Source organism: Flavobacterium sp. 102 (genome assembly GCF_003634615.1).
GTDB lineage: Bacteria > Bacteroidota > Bacteroidia > Flavobacteriales > Flavobacteriaceae > Flavobacterium.
The window spans coordinates 2301824-2328202 of sequence record NZ_RBKX01000001.1; the positions used below are offsets into that span (position 1 = coordinate 2301824).

15 protein-coding genes and 1 other RNA gene are annotated in these 26379 nt (G+C 37.4%); 7 read left to right on the top strand and 9 right to left on the bottom strand.

Annotated features, from left to right (window positions below; translation table 11 throughout):
• Window positions 1–50: 50 nt before the first annotated feature.
• Window positions 51–11798 carry a gliding motility-associated C-terminal domain-containing protein gene (locus C8C84_RS10005; RefSeq protein WP_147406838.1) on the bottom strand — a complete coding sequence of 3916 codons (11748 nt, stop codon included), beginning with the start codon at window positions 11796–11798 and terminating at the stop codon, window positions 51–53.
• A 20-nt stretch (window positions 11799–11818) separates the two neighbouring features.
• Window positions 11819–12367, bottom strand: a complete 549-nt coding sequence (locus tag C8C84_RS10010; RefSeq protein ID WP_121313512.1) for a hypothetical protein — start codon at window positions 12365–12367, stop codon at window positions 11819–11821.
• A 622-nt stretch (window positions 12368–12989) separates the two neighbouring features.
• Between C8C84_RS10010 and C8C84_RS10015 the strand changes: the two genes are divergently transcribed.
• The 3 genes from C8C84_RS10015 to C8C84_RS10025 are packed head-to-tail and all read left to right on the top strand — an operon-like array spanning window position 12990 to window position 16512.
• Entirely contained in the window at window positions 12990–13475 is a 486-nt protein-coding gene (locus C8C84_RS10015) for a histidine phosphatase family protein (RefSeq protein ID WP_121313513.1), read from the top strand.
• Between the two features lie 2 nt (window positions 13476–13477).
• Window positions 13478–15616 (top strand): polyphosphate kinase 1, encoded by a 2139-nt coding sequence (gene ppk1, locus C8C84_RS10020; protein WP_199717131.1) that lies wholly within the window; start codon window positions 13478–13480, stop codon window positions 15614–15616.
• 5 nt (window positions 15617–15621) lie between these two features.
• Entirely contained in the window at window positions 15622–16512 is an 891-nt protein-coding gene (locus tag C8C84_RS10025) for a rod shape-determining protein (protein ID WP_121313515.1), read from the top strand.
• Here the strand turns inward: C8C84_RS10025 and C8C84_RS10030 are convergent.
• The 3 genes from C8C84_RS10030 to C8C84_RS10040 all read right to left on the bottom strand — a co-directional run bounded on the left by C8C84_RS10030 (window position 16509) and on the right by C8C84_RS10040 (window position 18899).
• Window positions 16509–16919, bottom strand: a complete 411-nt coding sequence (locus tag C8C84_RS10030; protein WP_199717134.1) for a DNA polymerase III subunit gamma/tau — start codon at window positions 16917–16919, stop codon at window positions 16509–16511. The two genes, C8C84_RS10025 and C8C84_RS10030, sit on opposite strands and share 4 nt — an antisense overlap.
• Before the next feature lie 287 nt (window positions 16920–17206).
• Window positions 17207–18289 (bottom strand): DNA polymerase III subunit gamma/tau, encoded by a 1083-nt coding sequence (gene dnaX, locus C8C84_RS10035; RefSeq protein WP_121315031.1) that lies wholly within the window; start codon window positions 18287–18289, stop codon window positions 17207–17209.
• A gap of 43 nt (window positions 18290–18332) precedes the next feature.
• Complete coding sequence (locus tag C8C84_RS10040) at window positions 18333–18899, bottom strand: hypothetical protein (protein ID WP_121313516.1); 567 nt, start codon at window positions 18897–18899, stop codon at window positions 18333–18335.
• A 179-nt stretch (window positions 18900–19078) separates the two neighbouring features.
• On the opposite strand from C8C84_RS10040, the gene rnpB reads away from it, so the two are divergent.
• Window positions 19079–19386: RNase P RNA component class A (gene rnpB / locus C8C84_RS10045), an RNA gene on the top strand.
• Between the two features lie 47 nt (window positions 19387–19433).
• On the opposite strand, the gene C8C84_RS10050 is transcribed toward rnpB, so the two are convergent.
• Both C8C84_RS10050 and C8C84_RS10055 read right to left on the bottom strand, forming a co-directional pair.
• A complete protein-coding gene (locus tag C8C84_RS10050; RefSeq protein ID WP_121313517.1) occupies window positions 19434–20123 on the bottom strand; it encodes a response regulator transcription factor in 690 nt (229 codons plus the stop codon).
• Window positions 20124–20126: 3 nt separating this feature from the next.
• On the bottom strand, window positions 20127–21527 hold the full coding sequence (locus tag C8C84_RS10055) for a sensor histidine kinase KdpD (RefSeq protein WP_233549768.1): 1401 nt from the start codon (window positions 21525–21527) through the stop codon (window positions 20127–20129).
• Between the two features lie 88 nt (window positions 21528–21615).
• Between C8C84_RS10055 and C8C84_RS10060 the strand changes: the two genes are divergently transcribed.
• The 3 genes from C8C84_RS10060 (at window position 21616) to C8C84_RS10070 (ending at window position 24962) form a co-directional block, all read left to right on the top strand.
• Window positions 21616–23709 carry an outer membrane beta-barrel family protein gene (locus C8C84_RS10060; RefSeq protein ID WP_121313518.1) on the top strand — a complete coding sequence of 698 codons (2094 nt, stop codon included), beginning with the start codon at window positions 21616–21618 and terminating at the stop codon, window positions 23707–23709.
• Window positions 23710–23790: 81 nt separating this feature from the next.
• Window positions 23791–24459, top strand: a complete 669-nt coding sequence (locus C8C84_RS10065) for an FAD-binding oxidoreductase (RefSeq protein ID WP_121313519.1) — start codon at window positions 23791–23793, stop codon at window positions 24457–24459.
• Window positions 24460–24500: 41 nt separating this feature from the next.
• Window positions 24501–24962, top strand: a complete 462-nt coding sequence (locus tag C8C84_RS10070; protein ID WP_121313520.1) for a hypothetical protein — start codon at window positions 24501–24503, stop codon at window positions 24960–24962.
• Here the strand turns inward: C8C84_RS10070 and rsmD are convergent.
• A complete protein-coding gene (gene rsmD, locus C8C84_RS10075) occupies window positions 24959–25537 on the bottom strand; it encodes a 16S rRNA (guanine(966)-N(2))-methyltransferase RsmD (RefSeq protein ID WP_121313521.1) in 579 nt (192 codons plus the stop codon). The two genes, C8C84_RS10070 and rsmD, sit on opposite strands and share 4 nt — an antisense overlap.
• Window positions 25534–26346 carry a DUF3822 family protein gene (locus C8C84_RS10080; RefSeq protein ID WP_233549770.1) on the bottom strand — a complete coding sequence of 271 codons (813 nt, stop codon included), beginning with the start codon at window positions 26344–26346 and terminating at the stop codon, window positions 25534–25536. The genes rsmD and C8C84_RS10080 overlap by 4 nt, the downstream gene beginning before the upstream one ends.
• Window positions 26347–26379 lie beyond the last annotated feature (33 nt).

Consider the following 26379-nt stretch of genomic DNA (forward strand, 5'->3'; position numbering starts at 1 on the left):
ATTTTGTTAATTTATCCTGAGGGTTTTTACGCCCTCAGGAGTTAGTAGGTTTATCTGGTTAAGTATAAATATCCGTCTTTAGTTACACTATTTCCTTCACTTGTTTTCCATTCAATGATATAAAAATAAGTTCCGGTAGGTAATTCTTCAGATCTGCTGATAGTAGTTCTACCTTCAGAGATACCTTCAAATCTTCGGGTATTATTGTCATAGTTTTTTGTTTCATAAACTAAAACTCCCCAACGGTTGTAAATTTGAACATTATTTGTCGGATAACAAGCGATGTCTTCAATATTTTCTATGTTAAAAAATTGATTGAATGAGTCACCATTTGGAGTAAAGGCATTGTGAATGATTATAGCTTCACAAGGTCCAACACCTCCAATAATTATTAGTACTTCATATCTTGTTGGACACGGACCGTCATTTATTGAATAACTGAACAGATATTCACCAGGTTCAATTCCCAATGGATTAAATGTATTATTGATAGAATCAAAACCACCAACATTATCCACATTTGTCCAAGTTCCTCCTTCAACACCTTGAGGTAATAATGAGTTTAAAGATGTATTTACATCATCACCATTACTTAATTGTACAGACGGAAGTGTGATAACTTCAGCAATTTGAGATACATATACGTTTTGAGTATAAGTTTGTGATAAGTTACCACAAGCATCAGATACAACCCATGTTCTGGTTATGGTGTACACTCCATTAACAACCTCTGATTGTGTTTCAGTAAATACTGGTGTTCCAACTTCAGAACAATTATCAGTAAATACTATATTTTGAGGTGCCGGGATATTGTCACACGTAGCATCTGCTTTTACGAGTAATGGAGTGTTTGATACAGGACCAACAGTATCAGAAACAGTTATAGTCTGAACAGCAGTAGCTGTATTTCCACAAGCATCCGTTGCAGTCCATGTTCTCACTAATTGGTAGTTAGAAGGACAGTTTCCTTGAATAGTTGTCTGACTCATAGTTACAGTAGCAGCACTACAGTTATCAATAGCAGTCAATACCGCCGGACTAGGAATGTTGTCACAAGAAGCAGTGGTGTCTGCCGGAGCTAAATCAACAAAAGTAGGATCAACAGTATCATTTACAGTTATAATTTGTGATACTGATGAAGTGTTGTCACAAGCATCAGTGAAAGTCCAAGTTCTGGTTACCATGAATGAGTTAGCACAGTCACCTTGAGTGATTGTATCAACCCCTTGAACAGTGATAGCAACATCACAATTATCAGTAGCAGTAAGTGTAATCATTGCAGGAACATCATTCGCACAAGTTACTGTTATAGCAGCCGGAGCTTCAGGAGTTACAGGCGCAACAGTATCATTTACAGTAATAATTTGCGATACCGATGAAGTGTTGTCACAAGCATCAGTGAAAGTCCAAGTTCTGGTTACAGTAAACGAGTTAGCACAGTCACCTTGAGCAACAGTATCAACCCCTTGAACAGTGATTGCATCATTACAGTTATCAGTAGCTGTAAGCGAAATCATTGCAGGAATATCCTCGGTACAAGTTACAGTTACAGCAGCAGGCGCTTCAGGAGCAACAGGCGCAACAGTATCATTTACAGTAATCACTTGAGATACCGATGAAGTGTTCTCACAAGCATCAGTGAAAGTCCAAGTTCTGGTTACAGTAAACGAGTTAGCACAGTCACCTTGAGTTATAGCATCAACACCTTGAGCAGTGATTGCATCGTTACAGTTATCAGTAGCAGTTAATGAAATCATTACAGGAATATCATCCGCACAAGCTACAGTTACAGCAGCCGGAGCTTCAGGCGCAACAGGCGCAACCGTGTCATTTACAGTAATAATTTGCGATACCGATGAAGTGTTCTCACAAGCATCAGTGAAAGTCCAAGTTCTGGTTACAGTAAACGAGTTAGGACATTCTCCTTGAGCAACAGTATCAACCCCTTGAGCAGTGATTGCATCGTTACAGTTATCCGTAGCAGTTAATGAAATCATTACAGGAATATCATCCGCACAAGCTACAGTTACAGCAGCAGGCGCTTCAGGAGCAACAGGCGCAACCGTATCATTTACAGTAATAATTTGCGATACCGATGAAGTATTGTCACAAGCATCAGTGAAAGTCCAAGTTCTGGTTACAGTGAACGAGTTAGGACATTCTCCTTGAGCAACAGTATCAACCCCTTGAGCAGTGATTGCATCGTTACAGTTATCCGTAGCAGTTAATGAAATCATTACAGGAATATCATCCGCACAAGCTACAGTTACAGCAGCCGGAGCTTCAGGAGCAACAGGCGCAACCGTGTCATTTACAGTAATAATTTGCGATACCGATGAAGTGTTGTCACAAGCATCAGTGAAAGTCCAAGTTCTGGTTACAGTAAACGAGTTAGGACATTCTCCTTGAGCAACAGTATCAACCCCTTGAGCAGTGATTGCATCGTTACAGTTATCCGTAGCAGTTAATGAAATCATTACAGGAATATCATCCGCACAAGCTACAGTTACAGCAGCAGGCGCTTCAGGAGCAACAGGCGCAACCGTATCATTTACAGTAATAATTTGCGATACCGATGAAGTATTGTCACAAGCATCAGTGAAAGTCCAAGTTCTGGTTACAGTGAACGAGTTAGGACATTCTCCTTGAGCAACAGTATCAACCCCTTGAGCAGTGATTGCATCGTTACAGTTATCCGTAGCAGTTAATGAAATCATTACAGGAATATCATCCGCACAAGCTACAGTTACAGCAGCAGGCGCTTCAGGAGCAACAGGCGCAACCGTATCATTTACAGTAATAATTTGCGATACCGATGAAGTATTGTCACAAGCATCAGTGAAAGTCCAAGTTCTGGTTACAGTGAACGAGTTAGGACATTCTCCTTGAGCAACAGTATCAACCCCTTGAGCAGTGATTGCATCGTTACAGTTATCCGTAGCAGTTAATGAAATCATTGCAGGAATATCATCCGCACAAGCTAACGTTAAAGCAGCCGGAGCTTCAGGAGCAACAGGCGCAACCGTGTCATTTACAGTTATAATTTGCGATACCGATGAAGTATTGTCACAAGCATCAGTGAAAGTCCAAGTTCTGGTTACAGTAAACGAGTTAGCACAGTCACCTTGAGTTATAGCATCAACACCTTGAGCAGTGATTGCATCGTTACAGTTATCAGTAGCAGTTAATGAAATCATTACAGGAATATCATCCGCACAAGCTACAGTTACAGCAGCAGGCGCTTCAGGAGCAACAGGCGCAACCGTATCATTTACAGTAATAATTTGCGATACCGATGAAGTATTGTCACAAGCATCAGTGAAAGTCCAAGTTCTGGTTACAGTGAACGAGTTAGGACATTCTCCTTGAGCAACAGTATCAACCCCTTGAGCAGTGATTGCATCGTTACAGTTATCCGTAGCAGTTAATGAAATCATTACAGGAATATCATCCGCACAAGCTACAGTTACAGCAGCAGGCGCTTCAGGAGCAACAGGCGCAACCGTATCATTTACAGTAATAATTTGCGATACCGATGAAGTATTGTCACAAGCATCAGTGAAAGTCCAAGTTCTGGTTACAGTGAACGAGTTAGGACATTCTCCTTGAGCAACAGTATCAACCCCTTGAGCAGTGATTGCATCGTTACAGTTATCCGTAGCAGTTAATGAAATCATTGCAGGAATATCATCCGCACAAGCTAACGTTAAAGCAGCCGGAGCTTCAGGAGCAACAGGCGCAACCGTGTCATTTACAGTTATAATTTGCGATACCGATGAAGTATTGTCACAAGCATCAGTGAAAGTCCAAGTTCTGGTTACAGTAAACGAGTTAGCACAGTCACCTTGAGTTATAGCATCAACACCTTGAGCAGTGATTGCATCGTTACAGTTATCAGTAGCAGTTAATGAAATCATTGCAGGAATATCATCCGCACAAGCTACAGTTACAGCAGCCGGAGCTTCAGGAGCAACAGGAGCAACCGTGTCATTTACAGTAATAATTTGCGATACCGATGAAGTGTTGTCACAAGCATCAGTGAAAGTCCAAGTTCTGGTTACAGTAAACGAGTTAGGACATTCTCCTTGAGCAACAGTATCAACCCCTTGAGCAGTGATTGCATCGTTACAGTTATCCGTAGCAGTTAATGAAATCATTGCAGGAATATCATCCGCACAAGCTAACGTTACAGCAGCCGGAGCTTCAGGAGCAACAGGCGCAACCGTGTCATTTACAGTTATAATTTGCGATACCGATGAAGTGTTGTCACAAGCATCAGTGAAAGTCCAAGTTCTGGTTACAGTAAACGAGTTAGCACAGTCACCTTGAGCAACAGTATCAACCCCTTGAGCAGTGATTGCATCGTTACAGTTATCCGTAGCAGTTAATGAAATCATTGCAGGAATATCATCCGCACAAGCTACAGTTACAGCAGCAGGCGCTTCAGGAGCAACAGGCGCAACCGTATCATTTACAGTAATAATTTGCGATACCGATGAAGTGTTGTCACAAGCATCAGTGAAAGTCCAAGTTCTGGTTACAGTAAACGAGTTAGGACATTCTCCTTGAGCAACATTATCAACACCCTGAGCAGTAATAACTCCAGAACAATTGTCGGTGGCAGTTAAAGAAATTATTGCAGGTATTTCATCCTCACAAGCTACAGTTACAGCAACAGGCGCTTCAGGTGCTATTGGATTTTGAGTATCACTTACAGTAAATGTAGCTGAAGTTGTAGAATCATTACCACAAGCATCTGTTGCAGTAAATATAACAGTTACCGCAGCTGAACAATCACCTGAAATTTCATTGAAATTATTAGTCCATGTTACTTCTGAACAGTTGTCAGAAGCTATAGCACCTCCATGATTATTTAACCAGTTGGTTAATGCATTTTCATTTCCTTCTCCATCACATTCAACTATGATATTTGATGCCTGAGTTGAAATAACAGGATCAGTAGTATCAACCACATTAATAGTTTGAGTAAATACCGCCGAAGTGTTACCACAAGCGTCAGTTACTGTCCAAGTATTAGTATAAGAACCAGCGTTAGCACAAGTAGAAGAAGCTACGAATTGACCTGCAGATTTTACGATGTTCGTTACATCAGTATCACATAAGTCAGTAGCCACCGGGAATTGTGCTTGAGCAGTTGCTAAAGCAGCCGCATCGCTACATTCTACAGTCGCGTCAAGCGAAGCTGCAGCAGTAGTCCAAGTTGGCGCTGTAGTATCAACCACATTAATAGTTTGAGTAAATACCGCCGAAGTGTTACCACAAGCGTCAGTTACTGTCCAAGTATTAGTATAAGAACCGGCGTTAGCACAAGTAGAAGAAGCTACGAATTGACCTGCAGATTTTACGATGTTCGTTACATCAGTATCACATAAGTCAGTAGCCACCGGGAATTGTGCTTGAGCAGTTGCTAAAGCAGCCGCATCGCTACATTCTACAGTCGCGTCAAGCGAAGCTGCAGCAGTAGTCCAAGTTGGCGCTGTAGTATCAACCACATTAATAGTTTGAGTAAATACCGCCGAAGTGTTACCACAAGCGTCAGTTACTGTCCAAGTATTAGTATAAGAACCGGCGTTAGCACAAGTAGAAGAAGCTACGAATTGACCTGCAGATTTTACGATGTTCGTTACATCAGTATCACATAAGTCAGTAGCCACCGGGAATTGTGCTTGAGCAGTTGCTAAAGCCGCCGCATCGCTACATTCTACAGTCGCGTCAAGCGAAGCTGCAGCAGTAGTCCAAGTTGGCGCTGTAGTATCAACCACATTAATAGTTTGAGTAAATACCGCCGAAGTGTTACCACAAGCGTCAGTTACTGTCCAAGTATTAGTATAAGAACCGGCGTTAGCACAAGTAGAAGAAGCTACGAATTGACCTGCAGATTTTACGATGTTCGTTACATCAGTATCACATAAGTCAGTAGCCACCGGGAATTGTGCTTGAGCAGTTGCTAAAGCAGCCGCATCGCTACATTCTACAGTCGCGTCAAGCGAAGCTGCAGCAGTAGTCCAAGTTGGCGCTGTAGTATCAACCACATTAATAGTTTGAGTAAATACCGCCGAAGTGTTACCACAAGCGTCAGTTACAGTCCAAGTATTAGTATAAGAACCGGCGTTAGCACAAGTAGAAGAAGCTACGAATTGACCTGCAGATTTTACGATGTTCGTTACATCAGTATCACATAAGTCAGTAGCCACCGGGAATTGTGCTTGAGCAGTTGCTAAAGCAGCCGCATCGCTACATTCTACAGTCGCGTCAAGCGAAGCTGCAGCAGTAGTCCAAGTTGGCGCTGTAGTATCAACCACATTAATAGTTTGAGTAAATACCGCCGAAGTGTTACCACAAGCGTCAGTTACTGTCCAAGTATTAGTATAAGAACCGGCGTTAGCACAAGTAGAAGAAGCTACGAATTGACCTGCAGATTTTACGATGTTCGTTACATCAGTATCACATAAGTCAGTAGCCACCGGGAATTGTGCTTGAGCAGTTGCTAAAGCAGCCGCATCGCTACATTCTACAGTCGCGTCAAGCGAAGCTGCAGCAGTAGTCCAAGTTGGCGCTGTAGTATCAACCACATTAATAGTTTGAGTAAATACCGCCGAAGTGTTACCACAAGCGTCAGTTACTGTCCAAGTATTAGTATAAGAACCGGCGTTAGCACAAGTAGAAGAAGCTACGAATTGACCTGCAGATTTTACGATGTTCGTTACATCAGTATCACATAAGTCAGTAGCCACCGGGAATTGTGCTTGAGCAGTTGCTAAAGCAGCCGCATCGCTACATTCTACAGTCGCGTCAAGCGAAGCTGCAGCAGTAGTCCAAGTTGGCGCTGTAGTATCAACCACATTAATAGTTTGAGTAAATACCGCCGAAGTGTTACCACAAGCGTCAGTTACTGTCCAAGTATTAGTATAAGAACCGGCGTTAGCACAAGTAGAAGAAGCTACGAATTGACCTGCAGATTTTACGATGTTCGTTACATCAGTATCACATAAGTCAGTAGCCACCGGGAATTGTGCTTGAGCAGTTGCTAAAGCAGCCGCATCGCTACATTCTACAGTCGCGTCAAGCGAAGCTGCAGCAGTAGTCCAAGTTGGCGCTGTAGTATCAACCACATTAATAGTTTGAGTAAATACCGCCGAAGTGTTACCACAAGCGTCAGTTACAGTCCAAGTATTAGTATAAGAACCGGCGTTAGCACAAGTAGAAGAAGCTACGAATTGACCTGCAGATTTTACGATGTTCGTTACATCAGTATCACATAAGTCAGTAGCCACCGGGAATTGTGCTTGAGCAGTTGCTAAAGCCGCCGCATCGCTACATTCTACAGTCGCGTCAAGCGAAGCTGCAGCAGTAGTCCAAGTTGGCGCTGTAGTATCAACCACATTAATAGTTTGAGTAAATACCGCCGAAGTGTTACCACAAGCGTCAGTTACTGTCCAAGTATTAGTATAAGAACCGGCGTTAGCACAAGTAGAAGAAGCTACGAATTGACCTGCAGATTTTACGATGTTCGTTACATCAGTATCACATAAGTCAGTAGCCACCGGGAATTGTGCTTGAGCAGTTGCTAAAGCAGCCGCATCGCTACATTCTACAGTCGCGTTAAGCGCAGCTGCAGCAGTAGTCCAAGTTGGCGCTGTAGTATCAACCACATTAATAGTTTGAGTAAATACCGCTGAAGTGTTACCACAAGCGTCAGTTACTGTCCAAGTATTAGTATAAGAACCGGCATTAGCACAAGTAGAAGAAGCTACGAATTGACCTGTAGATTTTACGATGTTCGTTACATCAGTATCACATAAGTCAGTAGCCACCGGGAATTGTGCTTGAGCAGTTGCTAAAGCAGCCGCATCGCTACATTCTACAGTCGCGTCAAGCGCAGCTGCAGCAGTAGTCCAAGTTGGCGCTGTATTGTCAGTTATTGAAACTGTTACTGTTGCAGTATCACAGTTAGTTGGGTTTAGTTTTTCACAAATTTCATAAGTTAACACATAATCACCACAAGAGGCTCCAACAGCTATTACAAGGTTCCCATTGTTGCTAATTGAAATCACTGAACTATTTCCGGAAATTACGTTCAAGTTAACATCCGTTAGAGAAACTTGTAAACCATTAAAAGTATCGTTGGTTAAAATATTTTCAATTATACCGGAGGTAGGACAAACTATATCTTTGTAAATATCATCCACGGCATTGATAGGAGCATTGGTAACATTAACAGTTACAATAGCTGTATCACAATTGGTTGGATTTAAAGTTTCGCAAATTTGGTATGTCAAAGTGTAAGAGCCAGAAGGAGTTCCAGGAGCTACATTCACTGCACCCGTTGTAGTATTAAGAGTAACACCAGGGTTTGTAGTTGATACTTGAGTAAGGATTACATTACTAAGTGTAGCAGGATTTCCGTTTAAGGTATCATTAACTAAAACGTTAGCCACAGACTGACCACCAACAGCACCAACAATCGGCGTTCCATTATCATCCACAGCATTGATAGGAGCATTGGTAACATTAACAGTTACAATAGCTGTATCACAATTGGTTGGATTTAAAGTTTCGCAAATTTGGTATGTCAAAGTGTAAGAGCCAGAAGGAGTTCCAGGAGCTACATTCACTGCACCCGTTGTAGTATTAAGAGTAACACCAGGGTTTGTAGTTGATACTTGAGTAAGGATTACATTACTAAGTGTAGCAGGATTTCCGTTTAAGGTATCATTAACTAAAACGTTAGCCACGGACTGACCACCAACAGCACCAACAATCGGCGTTCCATTATCATCCACGGCATTGATAGGAGCATTGGTAACATTAACAGTTACAATAGCTGTATCACAATTGGTTGGATTTATTTTTTCACAAATTTGGTAAGTTACTGTATAAGAACCTGAAGGAGTTCCCGGCGCAACATTTACAGATCCATCTAAAGGATTAAGAGTAACTCCGGAATTAGTTGTTGAAACTTGAGTTAAGTTAACAGTTGCTAAAGTTGCAGTATTACCGTTTAAGGTATCATTTGCCAATACGTTAGTCAAAGACTGACCACCATTAGCACCAACAATAGGAGCCCCGGCATCATTGACCGCATCGATAATAGGTCTAGTAACTGTAATTGTTACAGTAGCTGAGTCACAATTACTATTGTTATTTATTTCACAAATTTGATAAACTATGGTATATACACCAGCTGGGGTTCCCGGAGGTACAGAAACTTGTCCGGTTGTAGTATTAATAACAGGTACAGGATTACTTCCGATTGAAGTCGCAGGAGTAACTACAGTTATGGTTACCTGACTTATAAGAGCAGCAACACCATTTACAGTATCAGTACCATTGCCATTATTACTTAAAACATTGCCGATATTTGTATTTCCAGTTGTCCCGTTTCCACCATTCAAAGTATCATCTTGAGCTATGATTTGAGGACATTTTGAAATCGTGAAAGGAAAATTACAACCATTTCCACCACCTGCTGGAACAGCAAAATAATTAATGGTTGAACCTGCAACAAGAGGAATTGGATTACTGTCAGAATATTGTATTGAATTAATAGTTACCGGGAATTCATTGTAAAATAATGAACCTGGTGGAAAATTTGAAGCAATTTCAGAAGTACCAACTGAAGTGTTAGAGCTACAATAAGTGAAATTTCTAACAATGTTGGTGTTAGGACAGTTTTCAGAAACATAACTAGCACCATTAATTCCAACGTTTATTGGAGTAGGTATTGGTTCTCCGACGCAACTTCCATTTGAAGTATAACCTTGAATCAAGTTTGAGTTGTTTAACGCTACAGAGGTTGTATTACCGATACCTGTAGAGTTTCCATTTATTGCAATCAAGCTTGAACAACTTGAATTGTTTAAAATTGAACAATCTGTTGTGGCTTTTAATCTAAATGTTAATCTAGCCAATACAGTATTGCTATTAGCAGGTAAAACAAGTGTTCCAAAATCCCATACAAGCGATCCTGTTACACCTAAACTAGGGTTAAAGGAAATATTGTTTGGAGTTGGAGTGTTTTGTGGACTAAACACGATACCGGAGGCACTTCCTGCAACATAAGTTGCGTTGTAAGGAATAGGAATAATTAATTTATAATTATTTATTGCTTCACTACCAATATTTTTTATGTCAACACTAAATCCGGCCTCTTGTCCAGGCTGAAGCGAGTATGGTTGTACAGCAGGCGCACCATTCATAGTTGTTGCTGTAATAAGCCCTTCAACTTCTGGAACATAAGCATCAACAGACATTGCAATCGTAAATATAGAGTAGGTATCTGAAGTGGTCCCATACCTAAAATTGGTAGATGTCTGATTATTTCCAATGATAGAATTTCCTGTATTTGGAATGTCAATCATGGCAATATCTATTCCGGTATTGTTTACTAAATTAGGATTTCTGGTTCCTCCTACATTGATGGAGGAGTTAAAGAAATTCCCTGTGGCATTGCCTGTATGACTTAAATTAGTATAGTTAGTAGTGTTTAAATTTCTAATTCTGAAATAGTCACCTGTAAAACTAACATCACCTTCACTTGCCATTACACCAAGCTTCATTCCTACATTTCCGGTTTGAACTGTGTTGAAACCTGAAACCGGTAAATCAAAACCAGATGTATTGGTTGAGGCTACATATGCATAACCATCAAAGATTGTTACATCTCTCCATCTCATTTTGCTGTTTTCATAGACAACAATAATTCCCCATCCACCTGAGTATCCAGTTCCACCAACATTACCTTCTAATAATGCCATGTCAGCCACAGTGTATTGTCCTATGCCGTTTGTTCTTACATAATCGGTAATTTCAGCATAAGCTGAATAAATATCATCATCACTTCCTGACGGATAGTAAATGTCATTCGTTGAAGCAGTGATTTGAGTATAACCAGAAGCTGTAGGTCCTTTCAAGGAAACTACTCTTTTATTGAATGCTTTTGTAATATTACTAAAAACAGTTGTTGTACCTGAAACATTGACATCAGCATTTGAAAAGTTTTGAGTATCAGTTGTCCCTAGATTAGTCCCTGCATTACGGATTAACTTTTTTATTGTTAAAGTAACAGTACCATCCGTTATTACATAGGGAGAATTAAGTGTTGCCTCAGTTCCAGATCCGTTTACAGTCACAGGGATATTTACAGAGCTACCACCGTTCACTGATAAAGTAACTCTATTGGTAGCAGAACTGTTGAAAAAGCTGAAAGCATAAGTATTACCGTTCCCTGAGAAAGTATAAATAGGGTGACGATTTCCATTAGACCCACCACGTGTCACAGAAAGTGAGTAGTTGGTGTTGTTAATATTTTGATTGTGAATTACATTCAAATTATTGTTAATTGATTGCGTACCTGTTGCTACTTGTTTGGTAACATTGAAAGTGCTGTTTGAGGATGACTTTCCAGTCCAATACAAACCTGCATAAACAATATTCGAACATGATGGAATAGCACCATTTTCTGATGACAATGTCAAAGTAGAGGATGACGAGTTGAATGTATTAGGATCTCCATCAATATCAACATAGGTCATAAACTGGCCATTGTTGTTTGTGGTTGCACCATAATTTTGCGGCGTCAAATTGGTGTTACCCAACATGGTAAAGTCACCTTTCACATTATAAATCTTTTTGGTTGGAGTATATTGTGAAGTTCTTTGGGTAAAAGCTTTTTTAACCTGAGCATTGACATTACTGGTTACTCCTAACAGAAATACCATAATCACAATAGCGTAATTCAGTTTAAAATTTGTTTTTGGGATGTATAAATTCTTCATAATGATTATTTTTATCAATATTATTGATTGTTGTCGCCTTTCTGAACTTTATAAAAAATCATGTACTTTTCATTTTCTCCAGAGATCATGTTTGAGACATTTTCACTAGTTACATCAAATGACGTAGAGAAGTATATGTATTTTAATTTTTTGAATCCTGATAGAAGGTTCAGATTGATTGAATTATTCAACTGACTTACATTTTCTAAATTGATAGTTATGATTTCAATATTATCTTTCAATAAAATTGAATTGTTCAAGTTGTTTAAAGAATTTAAATCCGTAAACAGATTTCTCGGCTTATCTCCATATACTTTCACCTCAGCTCCATAATAATAAATTGAGGGTTGTGTCGTGTACACTAATTCTTTAACATTTCTGACATTCAGAAGTGTGACGCTTGAAGTTGGACCAGCAACTCTTAATGATTGTGACGGAGGTGCTAAAAAAGCATCTAATTCTATCACAGAAGTTGATGATTCATTTGCAACATCCTCAGATAAGGTTTGTGCAAACACATTTAAACTGCATAGAAAAAGCACAGTTAGGGTGATGATTTTTGATTTCATACAATTAGATTTAGTAGAATAATTTTTTTAAAAATTTAGTTTTCGGGCTTGAAGTAAAAGTTGTAGGCATATTGAAGTTATAATATTTTGGGTTATACTATTGACCGCTAAATTATATACAATGCAACAACAGACTCAATTTTCTCTACAAACAACTTGAAAACTCGATTAAATGACACTTTTCTTGCATTTTTTTCAGTTTACAATCGTTTTTTTTCGTTTTTCAACATAAATTTTTGACATGACATTTGGGGTTTTAAGGATGATTTTTTCAGTTTGATAATAGTTTAACAGTTCGAAAGTAGATTGTTTTTTTTAATTCACCAAAAAAAATATCGACAAAATGCATAAAAACATAGATAAAATACAATAATTAACTATATTATAAAGTTAATTACTACAAATATTAATTAACAATTGATTGTTTATAATTTTTTTATGGATTTAACATTTATTTATAAAAAGTTATTTTAACTATTTTTTTATTATTCACTAAGTCATCGATAATGAGTTCATTAAAACGATTTTTTGATTCGTGTTAAAAAAATCATTTAAAATAAAAGTTAACCATAAGCTTTAAAAACTTAAATTTATGCAATCAAACAATTTGTAGTAATTAATCATGAAACAATTAATATTGGTTAGACATGCAAAATCCAGTTGGGACGCGCCTCTACATGATTTTGATAGGCCATTAACGGGTAGAGGTATTCAAGATGCTCATTTGGTATCTTCGAATATCAGCAATCATCTTCCTAAAACTTTTTTAGTATGGAGTAGTGCTGCCAAACGAGCCGCTGAAACCGCTATGATATTTGCACAGAACTTGTCATTTCCTATAGAAAGTGTCATTTTTAAAGAAGAATTGTACACTTTCGATGACAGAAAATTAGAACAAATTATAAAATCATGCTCTAATCAATGTGACCATTTAATTGTTTTCGGACATAATGAGGCTATTACGAATTTTGTCAATAAATTTGGAAATATTATGATTGATAATGTTTCCACTTCCGGTTTTGTTGCTATTGTATTTGATAGTGTAAGCTGGAATAACATCGAAAAAGGCACTACTAAAAAAGTTGTTTTCCCCAGAGATTTGAAATAATTATGAGCACAGAAAATAGTTTTCGATATATAGATAGAGAAAAGAGTTGGTTGGCATTCAACGCCAGAGTATTACAAGAAGCGGCAGATGAATCCGTTCCTTTATTAGAAAGACTTAGGTTTATCGGTATTTTTTCCAATAATTTAGACGAATTTTTCCGCGTGCGATTCGCCGCTGTTCGCCGTTTGAGTTTATCCGGTGTTTCAGGCGAAAAGATATTAGGCGGGATTTCAGCCCAACAACTCGTTAAAGAAATTACCGAAATTGTAATCAAACAACAAGCAGAAAGTTTAAGAGTACTTACCAATATTGAAAAAGAATTGGTCAAGCAAAACATCATTATTATCAATGAAGAGGAAGTTACCGGCGAACATGAAAATTTTGTGAAAGATTTTTTTATCCAAAAAGTCAGTCCTGAATTGGTGACAATTATCTTAAATGACTTAGCAGAATTCCCTTTGTTAAAAGATGCTTCGGGTTATTTGGCTGTTAAATTAGTAATGAAAGTCGAGCAAAAACCAAAGATGCTCGGTTGGGTAAAACCCAAACCCGAAATCAGATACGCTATCATTGAAATTCCGAAAAACACAAACAGAATAGTGGAACTTCCGGACAAAGACGGTAAACAATATCTGATGTTGTTGGATGATGTTATTCGTTATAACTTGAGCAGTATATTTAATATTTTCGAATACGAAAGTATCTCAGCACACATGATTAAAATCACTCGTGATGCGCAACTCGATATTGACAGTGATATGAGCAAAAGTATGCTCGAAAAGATTGCCTCTTCGGTAAAAGACCGCAGAATCGGTGAACCGGTACGTTTTGTATATGACCAATCCATTGAAAAAGACACGCTTAAATTTTTCCTGAATAAACTCGAAATCGAAAAGTCCGATGGTATAATTCCCGGCGGAAGATACCACAACCGTCGCGACTATATGAACTTCCCAAACTTAGGGAGATTTGATTTGTTATACCAACCTAAAGCACCACTTCCGGTAGAAGGTTTGTCACTCGATGGTAGTATTTTGAATAAAATTGCCAAAAAAGATTACCTGATTAACGCACCATTTCAGTCATTTTCTTATTTGATTAAATTCCTTCGCGAAGCCGCATTGGATCCCAAAGTAACCAACATTAAAATTACTTTATACCGTTTGGCCAAAAACTCTCAAATCATCAGTTCGCTGATCAATGCTGCTAAAAACGGAAAGAAAGTTACGGTTCAAATTGAGTTACAAGCCCGATTCGATGAAGCCAGTAATATTTCTTATGCCGAACAAATGCAACAGGAAGGAATCGAATTGATTTTTGGAATCAAAGGTTTAAAAGTGCATAGTAAAATCTGCGTCATCGATAGAGTAGAAGACGGAAAAGTGAAACGTTATGGCTTTATTTCGACAGGAAATTTCAACGAAACTACGGCCAAAATTTATACCGATTTGACTTTGTTTACCAGTCACCAACAAATATTAAAGGACGTTTCTAAAATATTCGATTTCTTTGATGTCAATTATCGAATTCACCGATACAAACACCTGATTGTTTCACCTCATTATACACGATCCAAGTTTTATAAATTGATTGACCGCGAAATCAATAATGCCATAACCGGCCGTCCGGCTTATATTAATTTAAAGATGAACAGTCTTTCCGATTATCCAATTATTGACAAATTATATGAAGCGAGTAATGCTGGTGTAAAAATCAAATTGCAAGTTCGAGGCATTTGTTCGTTAATTCCCGGTGTGAAAGGCATGAGTGAAAATATTGAAGCGATTAGTATAGTAGATTATCTTTTGGAACATACGCGTTCATATATTTTCTGCAATGACGACAATCCGGAAGTCTACATTTCTTCTGCCGATTTTATGACCAGAAACCTTGATGGTCGTGTAGAAGTAACGTGTCCTATTTATGATGAAGAAATCAAAAAGCAGATAATCGATACATTTAATGTAGGTTGGAAAGGAAATGTAAAAGCCCGATTCCATTCTGAAAAATTTGAAAATAAATACAGAGTTCGCAAAGATGGAGAAGCAATTTTCCGTGCCCAATTTGAAACCTATAATTACTATCGTGACCGATTGGATTTTTGTGAAATCAAAACAAATAAACAAAGCAATAAGTTATAAAGCGAATGATATCCATTAAAAAATATGCAGCCATTGATATTGGTTCCAATGCCATGCGATTGCTCATTACCAATATTGTTGAACAAAAAGACAAAGAAACGCAATTCAATAAAAGTGCCTTGATTCGGGTGCCCATTCGTCTAGGGCAAGATGCTTTTACGGTAGGCGAAATTTCAGAAGATAATATTGATAGAATGGTGGATGCCATGAAAGCATTCAAACTATTGATGAAAGTGTACAAGGTTGAAAAATACAAAGCTTGCGCCACTTCAGCAATGCGAGAAGCTTACAATGGGAAAGAAGTTGCAAACACCATTCGTGAAAAATGCGACATTGATATTGATATTATCGATGGTAAAATTGAAGCTACCATCATCGCTTCATCCGATTTACATAGTTTCCTTAAAACAGATCAAACCTATTTATATGTAGATGTAGGTGGCGGAAGTACTGAATTCTCTTTGTTTAGTGATGGTAAAATGGTCGCGTCCAAATCTTTTAAAATTGGTACCGTTCGCATGCTGAACAATATGGTAAGCGATATCGTTTGGGAAGAAATCGAAAAATGGATTAAAGCCAACACCGCCGAATACGAAAATGTAATCCTCATCGGTTCCGGCGGTAACATTAATAAGTTGTTCAAATTGTCGGGCAAAATGCAAGACAAACCGTTGTCTTATTTATATTTAAATTCTCAATACCAATACTTGAATTCGCTAACCTACGAACAAAGAATTGCAGAATTAGCTTTAAATACCGACCGTGCCGATGTAATCATTCCGGCGACGCGTGTGTATTTGAATGCGATGAAATGGAGTGGCGCACGTCAGTTGTTTGTGCCAAAAATTGGTTTAGCTGATGGAATTGTAAAAGCGATGTATCAAGGAACGCTTTAAACATCCAAATCAAACATCTTTTTCAATAACTCTAAATTCGGGTTGATTTCTACCAAGCGGTTGTATTTGTCTTGATTGGTAAAAGCTCTTTTTACCACCAAAGTTTCGTTGACTTTTACAGTAATGGTAAGGTCGTGGTTGTGAAGTTTACCACGTAAATAACCTAAAATTTCAGGTTTTTCTTTTTCAAAATCTATTTTTGAACTCTCATTCGGCAATTCATGAATGATCATCGTGCCGTCAAGAATTGGGTCGTTAATGGTTAACAACGAAGCAATGATACGAAACCCTTTGTCTTCCATCCGTTGGGCATATTTCAACCATTGTTCCAACATCTCGGTTTCGGTAAAAGGTTCGTTCGGCAAATGAACCGTGTCTTTTACAACAGATTTATGGGCTTCGGCCATTTCTTTTTTGGCTCGAATACTGGCAAGTGATAAAGCGGAAACTTTGGGTTGTCCCTCGACTGCGCTCGGGATGACAGAAGTTGTAGGTTGTAAGTTCTCGGTTGTCGGTTGACTGTTGTCTGTTGTCGGTTCGCTAACTACAACTTCTTCTGTATTCTGAATTCTGCTTTCTGTGTCCTGAATATCTTCTGCGTTCTGCGTTCTGCTTTCTGGAGTCTGAATTATTTCCGGCTTCTTAGCTACTTCCGCAATCGAATAATCATTTCTACGATAATAAGTAGGTGGAATTATAAAGTCAACTTTTTTTTTTCTCCATCAAAAGTGATAGAGCTTATTTGCATCAGCGTGAGTTCAACCAACAAGCGTTGGTTTTGGGAAACTTTGTATTTTAAATCACAATCATTCGCCAAGTTGATTCCTTTAAGTAAAAATTCTTGTGTTGCTTTTTGTGATTGTTGTCCGTAAAGTTTTTGTGCCGCTTCACCCATTTCTAATAAAGTAAGTGTCGCAGGGTTTTGGGCAACTAATAAATCTCTGAAATGCGAAGCCAATCCGGCAATAAAATGGTGTCCGTCAAAACCTTTAGACAAAATATCATTATAAGCCAACAAGACTTCCGGAATTTTATGCTCCAAAATCAAATCGGTGATGTTGATATATGTCTCGTAATCCAAAACGTTTAAGTTTTCTGTCACCGCTTGACGGGTCAAATTGTTGCCGCAAAAAGAAACCACGCGGTCAAAAATCGACAAAGCATCACGCATCGCACCATCAGCTTTTTGAGCAATAATGTGCAAAGCGTCGTCTTCAAAAACCACACCTTGACTAGTCGCTACTTCTGCCAAATGTTCTTTAGCGTCTTTTACGGTAATGCGTTTAAAGTCAAATATTTGACAACGCGACAATATAGTCGGAATGATTTTATGTTTTTCGGTTGTGGCCAAAATGAATATCGCGTGCTTTGGCGGTTCTTCCAACGTTTTCAGAAACGCATTAAACGCTGCCGAAGACAACATGTGCACCTCGTCAATGATATACACTTTATATTGTCCGGTTTGTGGCGGGATTCTAACTTGGTCAATCAGATTTCTGATGTCATCCACAGAGTTGTTCGAAGCAGCATCCAATTCGAAGACATTAAATGCAAAATCTTCAAACGGATCGTCGTAACCGGGTTGGTTGATCTTTCTGGCCAAAATACGCGCACAAGTAGTTTTTCCAACACCTCTTGGTCCGGTAAACAATAGGGCAGAAGCCAAGTGATTGTTTTCTATGGCATTGAGTAAAGTATTGGTAATAGCCTGTTGTCCAACAACGTCTTTAAACGTTTGGGGACGATACTTTCGGGCTGATACTACAAATTGTTCCATAGAATTTAATCGGATTACAAATATAGAATTTTTGTTGGTTTGGTTATTTGGTAATTCGGTTATTTGAGGTTTTTTTACTAACAATTAGAAAGATAATAGTTAATAAAAGTATAGCGTTGACAATTAGGGAAATAATCAGGGCTTTATCGCTAAAATCATTTTTCATTTGAGTTGTAATGGTATTTTGTGCCAATTTGTATTGTCTTAATTTTTCAAGTTGGTAAATAAAAGTACTTAAAGACTTGTTTTTGTTTTCTAAATCAAATAATTTCATTTCAATTTCATTTTTTGGAACAGTTTTACCAGCTGAATCAAATTCAAATGGAATAGGAGGAAAACCAGGTCCAAAATCCATCGATTGTGACGGACTACAAGCACTAATATTTATCAAAGTTTTATTTTTATTAATATTAGCATAAATGATGCATAAACCTTTTTCGTTAAAATAAAAATCACAATTTGATTCGGAGAATGAAGTTATTGTCTTTGGTTCATAATTGCCTTTAAATAATTCAATAATTTTAAATGCATAAGTATTACTTATTGTATCTAGTTTTATCAATTCGCCATAAAAAACGATATCTGCACTTTCTAATCCTCTTTCGACCATTATTTCTTTTTCAAATTCCCTACACTTACAAGCAAAGGAATTTCCATAATAGAATAGGAGAAGAATAAGAAGATACTTTTTAAAACGCATAGACATTTAATTTATTTTAAAAGTATGAAATCAAATTCAAAATTCACCATTCAAAATTCACCATTCAAAATTTAAAATTGTTTCTTTGCATCGCAGACCGCCTTATCGTTCCGATTTATCGGGAAGGAAAGTCCGGACACCACAGAGTAGCATAGCGGGTAACGCCCGTCCGTCGTGAGATGAGGACAAGTGCAACAGAAAGTATGTACAGGTAAGGCTGTAGTGAAACCAGGTAAACTCTATGCGGTGAAATTCCAAGTATATCGGCATTTAAGGATGACTCGTCCGTTGTCGAAGGGTAGGAAGCTCGAGCCAATGAGCAATTGTTGGCCTAGATAAATGATAAGGGTTTCGAGCAATCGAGATACAGAATCCGGCTTATAGGTCTGCTTTTTTTCAAAGTCGTTAGTTGAATTGAATCCGATGCCAATCAGGATATTCTATTTATGATTTCACTTTAAACTCTAACCCAATACTTCTCACACTTTCAATAGAAATATTGGCATCTTCAGCAAAATATTTTCGAAGCTTACTGATGTAAACATCCATACTTCTTCCGGAGAAATAGTCATCGGTTTTCCAAACGGCTTGTAATATTTGATCGCGTTTCAGTAATTGGTTTTTATTTTGGAATAAAAAAGTAATCAATGCTGCGTCTCTTTCGGTAAGTTGCTGGACTTTATTTCCCAATTTTAATTCTAAACGGTAAGTGTGAAAAACATAATTTCCAATTTGAATCTCATTGGTATTGGATTTAACAAAAGCATCTTTGGAAGTTCTTTTTAAAATATTGTTCAACCGCAATACCAATTCATCGGCTTCAAAAGGTTTGATGATATAGTCATCGGCACCGAGTTTTAGGCCTTTGATTTTGTCTTCGCTTTGGTTTCGAGCGGTTAAGAACAAAAACGGAATATCTGGATTGTGATTAATGCATTTTTCGGCTAAAGTAAAGCCGTCCATCTTGGGCATCATCACATCAAAAATGCAAATGACAAAAGTTTCTTTTTGGAACACTTGCCACGCTTCTTCGCCATCTTTGGCCCAATAAACTTGAAATTGATGTATCTCTAAATATTGTTTCAACACATGGGCAAAATCAATATCATCTTCGGCTAAAAGTATTTTTTTCATAAATTAAACTGCAGGAATACTAATGGTGAACGCTGCGCCTTTACCCAATTCGCTCACCACTTTTATAGAACCTTGGTGTGCTTTGATAATTTGGTCAACATAATACAGGCCAAGACCAAGACCTTTGGTGTTATGGAGATTGCCTTGTTCAACACGATAAAATTTTTCGAAAAGTAACGGTTGTTTGGTTTTCGCAATGCCAATACCATCATCCTGAATACTGATGTTAAATTGGTCATTTTCTTGGGAAGTCACGATAGTGATATTTTGGCAACCATATTTAACGGCATTTTCCAACACATTATTGATAGCGGTCGTCAAATGGAATTTATCTAAATTGAGCGTAACTTCAGTCACGTTAAAATCATGCAAAATCTGAACATTTGGGTAAGCCAAATTAAAATCGGCAATAATAGTTTGCAATAAAGTAGTCGTTTTTACCTTTTCTTTTTGCAATTCAATTTCCTCAAAACCCAGCGAATTGCTCATTACTTGGTCGATGATATTTTGCAAACGAATATTTTGGCGATTTACCGTCTCAAGAATAGCCTTGAAAACCGTTTCGTTTTCTTTCACATCTTCACGCGCTAACATTTTGGTCGAAACGCTTAAAGTTGTTAACGGTGTTTTCAATTCATGCGTGATGTTGTTGATGAAATCGGTTTTGACATCGCTTACTTTTTTCTGTTGAATCAAGGCTTTGATGGCGATTACGAATAAGGTTACCAAAACCAACATCGAAAGAATTGACAAAATCAGTATCGTAGTCATTCGGCTCAAAATGATTTGTTCCCAATTGGCTACCGAAACATACAAACAATCTTCGGTTAATAATTTATAGTTGTCATTTTTAAAACCGCTGGTTGTACCCACATAATTCCGAACCATAAAAGCATCTTCTAGTGATGTCAAATTGCCATAAACCGCATTTTGAATTGTTGGATTTTCGGAAAAAATCGTATCGGTTTTGGTAGCGTTATCAAAAACGATGAACTTATTGACGACAACCGCAAAAGTAACTTCGTTGTCTTTAAATTCTTGGCTCAGTTTCTGGCGCAAGCGATTGGTCAAAACATTGCGATATTCATTGGCTAATAAATCGGCTTTGACTTGATTTCTATAGCTTTTGTCTTTGATAAATTTTTCGGCGATGCTTTTATAAAGGATTTCTTTTTTGAAGAAAATACTTGAGTCAAGGTCAGTGTAATTATTGGTAATGTTCCCGATTTTGTCTTTGACTTCAGCGTGAAACTGCTCGACTTTATAATCATAAGTTGTTTTAACCAAATAGATTTGAATAGCGCAAAGCACCAATAATACTATGGTAGAAAACCCGATTAATAAATTTATTTTTTGCTTCACAACATTGGAATGATTTTTCAAAATTAAGAGAATTATGTTCAAATAAAACTTTTAACCGTGCATTAACCTCCAATTAACTTTCGGGATCAAAAAATAGAAACATTTTTGCGACCAATAAAAATCATGAAAAATGTACAAAATCTGTTTATTATTAGCCCTATTAATTGCCCAATTCGCTTTGGCACAAGAAAAAACACAGCAAGAAAAACCCAAAGAACTGGAAGAAGTTGTAATAGAAAAGGAAACCAAAACCTTTACCAACAAAAACGGAAACATCAAAGTGGACGTCGCTAATTCTATTTATAATTCAGTGCCCAACACGCTTGATTTGTTGGCGAGATTACCCAAAATCCAAATTAGTCCTGATAAAGAAAGCATTTCTATAGTTGGAAAAGGCAGTCCGTTATTGTATATCGACAACCAAAAAGCTGACATGAATGATTTGAATTCGTTAGCGGTCGAAGACATCAAAACCATTGAAATCATCAACAATCCATCTTCAAAATATGAAGCCAATGGCAGAGCAGTAATTCTGATTACTCGAAAGTTCAGCAAAAAAGAAGGCTATAAAGTGGTGGTTTCAGAAACTGCTTCTTTCAAAAAATACTTTAATAATTATTCGGGAATAAATGGCAATGTAAAATCGGGTAAATTAGAGTTTAAAGCCAATTTCAATTACAATCAACTCAAAGTCTGGGAAAGCAACGGCAATGATTTTACGATGCCTGATTTTGGTATCCAATCGGATTATTTAGTGACTGCGGTAACCAAAAGACCTCAGTTTATCTTTGGCGGCGGCGTTTTTTATAAAATAAATGAAGACGATTATCTTTCGGGAAACTTTAGTCGAAGAAGTCAAGACGATATTTTTGACATTGTAACGCATACATTTAACCAAGACCAAAATGGAATTAATGAGATCAATACCTTGAGCAATAATGATGAATATCGAAATTTCACGAACAGCTTTTTAAACTACAATCATAAATTTAAAGGTTTGGATGTTGTACTGTTTTCAGGGTTTCAATATTCAAGTTTTAATCAAAAAATGAAGAGTGCGATTTCCAATGATTACAATGATACCGGATTTGAATTGGAACAATACCGAAACCAGATGTTTGGCATTGACGTTTTTTCGGGCCGAATTGATTTGGAGAAAAAGTTCAAAAACGACATGAAGTTAGAACTTGGAGGCCTTTATTTGCAGGCCAATGCGGATACTGATTTTGAAGTTGAAAATATTAATCTGCCAAGCTCTGTAAATTCTATTTATCATTTTAAAGAAAAGAACATAGCGGCTTATACCCAATTTTCCGGCAGTTATAAAAAAGTAAATTATACAATAGGACTTAGAGCAGAAAATACGATAGCTAAAGGGAAATATGCCACAGAAAGCAGTTTGTCTATTGATAAAGATTACATCAATCTTTTTCCAAAAGCACAATTAGAGATAGCAATCGACAGCAGTAACTCCATAAGTATGAATTACGCCAAAAGTATCACGCGGCCTAACTTTTCGGCTACAAGTCAGACAACAATTTATATCAATCCGTATTTAGTTTGGTGTGACAATATCAACTTAGATCCAACGTTGTCTGATGAAATTTCGATAGGCTATCAATACAAAGACAAATCAATTAAAGTGGCTTATTTTAGAACAACCAATCCGGTTTACTACAGTACCTCTTATAATGAGACGCAAAATCTGTTGACTTTTATCTCAACCAATTTTGAGAAGGAAACAAACTTCAATATCGAATTGACGCTTCCTTTTAAATATAAATTTTGGACCAATACCAATGTGTTGAGTTTAAGTCAAAATAAAGTTGAAGATAAATCGGCTGTTGTAAACGAATCAGAACCGAATTTGTATTTTTATACCAATCATGTTTTTACGTTGCCAAAAAAAATAGACCTGTCAATTAATGCTTGGGGTTTGACCAAACAAAAGTTGGGTATTTATGAAGGAAACGCTCTTTTTGTAGTAAACGCAGCGGTTTCCAAAACTTTTTTCAAACAGTTGGATTGTACTTTGAGTTGGGATGACATTTTTAGAAAGATGAATTTTAAAAATGAATTCACCATCAATAATGTTTCTGCCAAAGGAAAGTATTACACCGATTCGCGTGCCATTTCTTTAGCAGTTAAATATTCTTTTGGAAAAATAAAAAAATCAGAATTCAAAGAGAAAAGTATAGACGAAAACTCGGGAAGAATTAGGTAAAAGCAAACGGTTTCGATTTTCTACGTCATTATTCATAACTTTGTTAGAGTGAGATCTTATTAACGCTATTATTCCAAATTTATGAACGCCCATATTGTAAAAGTACTCGAAGCCAAATTCATCACCCATGATGTCAAAAAATTTGTCGTGGAAAAACCGGAGGGTTTTGATTTTATTCCCGGACAAGCAACGGAATTGTCTATCAATCTTCCGGAGTGGAAAGATCAATTAAGACCTTTCACTTTTACCAACCTAAGAGAGTCAAAACAACTTGAGTTCATGATTAAAATTTACAACAATCAAAATGGTGTAACGAAAGAGCTCGGGCGAACCAATGCCGGTGATGAACTGATTTTACACGATGTTTTCGGTGCCATTCAGTACAAAGGACCGGGAGTTTTTATAGCAGCCGGTTCGGGAATTACACCTTTTATTTCAATATTTCGAGAGTTATACAAACACAATTTAATTAATGGTAATCGACTTATTTATGTCAATAAAACTTCCGAAGACATCATCATGGGACAGGAATTGTTCAGAATGTTGAAGAAAAATTTCATCAATGTCTTAACCAGGGAAAATACGATTGGTTTTATCGGAAAACGTATTGATCGCAATTTTTTGATTGAACACATTGTCAATTTCAGTCAACATTTCTACGTTTGTGGACCTGAGGATTTTGTGCGCGACATCAATAAACACTTAATTGATTTGGGTGCCGAAGCCAATACTTTAGTTTTTGAAAAGTAATTGTCTTATTATTGTAGTAGAATGTTTTTAAATTCCAATTTATGCTTCAATTCTTAAAGTCGCTTTTTGCAGGTGAACCGCTAAAACAAGTCAAAATCATAATGGATGCTAAACTTGGAAAACTCACTTGTGACTATAAATCATCAGATGAATATTTTTCTTGGGACGGCAAAGTAAAATCGAAAACAAAAGGAGTGAAATCAATAGCGCTTTCCATCGATGGTGATTTGAATGGTCCATATCCGGTTGCACTCCAAAAAGCCTATCAGATTGTGGATACTATTCCCGATTTGAATTATAGCGTTCAGCAGGAAATTGATTTAAAATTCCCTGAAAAACAAATCAATCTTTCACGCGATTTTCGTTTAGATGATATTTCTATTTATTTTGATGAGGAAACCAATGACGCAGATTTTGATTTCGAATATTACACTGAAGACAACAGTATTATGGTTTCTGTTGAATTTGTGAATGGAGCAATAGAAACGATAGATTTTTATTAATCTTCATCTTCAATATCTTCCGATTCTTCATCATCGCCTTCAAATTCGAAGAAAGTAAATACCGAACCACCATAGTTTTTTTGGAACGAATAATTCGCCATATGGTCTAATTTGGTGTATTTCGAATGTTCAACGACAAGCATGCCTTCTTCATCCATCAATTCATTTTCAAAAATCAGTTCGATGATTTGCTCGAATGCTGATTGCGACATGCCATAAGGCGGATCGGCAAAGATAATGTCGTAATTGCCTTTGTGTTTTTCCAAAAACTTGAATACATCACTTTTAATCGCCGTAATGTCAAAGTCAAATTCTTTAGCCGTTTTTTTGATGAAATTCACACAACCCATATCGCCATCGACGCACAAAATTGGTGAACAACCTCGAGAGGCAAACTCATAACTGATACTTCCGGTGCCGGCAAAAAGCTCCAAAATTTTCAGTTCCGAAAAGTTAAAATGGTTGTTTAGCACATTAAATAAAGCTTCCTTGCTCATATCAGTTGTTGGACGAACCGGAAGGTTTTTAGGTGGTGCTATTCTTCGGCCTTTGTATTGGCCCGAGATGATTCTCATGAGTGTAAAAGTATAAAGTGCTCGCGGTTTTCGGTTTCGGTGAATTGATTCTGTATCGAACTCATGTCAAACAACGAAACGTTACGCACATATTTATAAGCGATAGTGTAAAGCGCATCGCCTTCTGTAATTTTGCCCAACATTTCTAATTTAAAACTTTCCGGATTCAAATGCAGTTGTTCTGCAGTGAATAGGATGTAGTAAATAAAATCTTCAGCGGTTTTATAATCAAAAGTGTTGAAAAGTTGTAATTTCTGATTTTGAACAATCACGATTTCAAAATGACTGTCGCTCACATGTACAAACATCTTGCGTTCTTCATTGTTTCGGGAAACTTCGAGTAATTTTTGGACCAAAATACTATTGGCATGTTTGTAATCAAAAGTACCAAATTGGTCAATGAAATAATTGTTCATATTCACATACGGAATGTAAACATTGTTCATTTCGTAGTTTGCCAATTCGTCAAAGGCAAAAAAATCAGTTTCAAAAACTTTGGTATTGAATTGCAAATAGCTTCCTAAATATTCTTCGTCAAACAAAGCTGTTGGTACAAAGGTCGAAAGATTGTTACTGTGAACAATCACGATATCATCATAACCGGCTTTGAGTTCGGGATTGTTTTGAAAAGCTTCAGCAAACAAGTCTTCGATTTTAGAAGTCACATTGACTTTGCCCATCGAAATGGTTTTGAGTGCCAAAGGTTTGTTGAGTATCGTATCAAAGGTCACAAACGACAAACCATTCAGGGAAACCTGAATCGCTAGTTTTCGATAAGTTTTATCTACAACGCTGGTGTTTTGCCACATAATTTTTCGGTTGAAACGAACTTGGCAAACTTA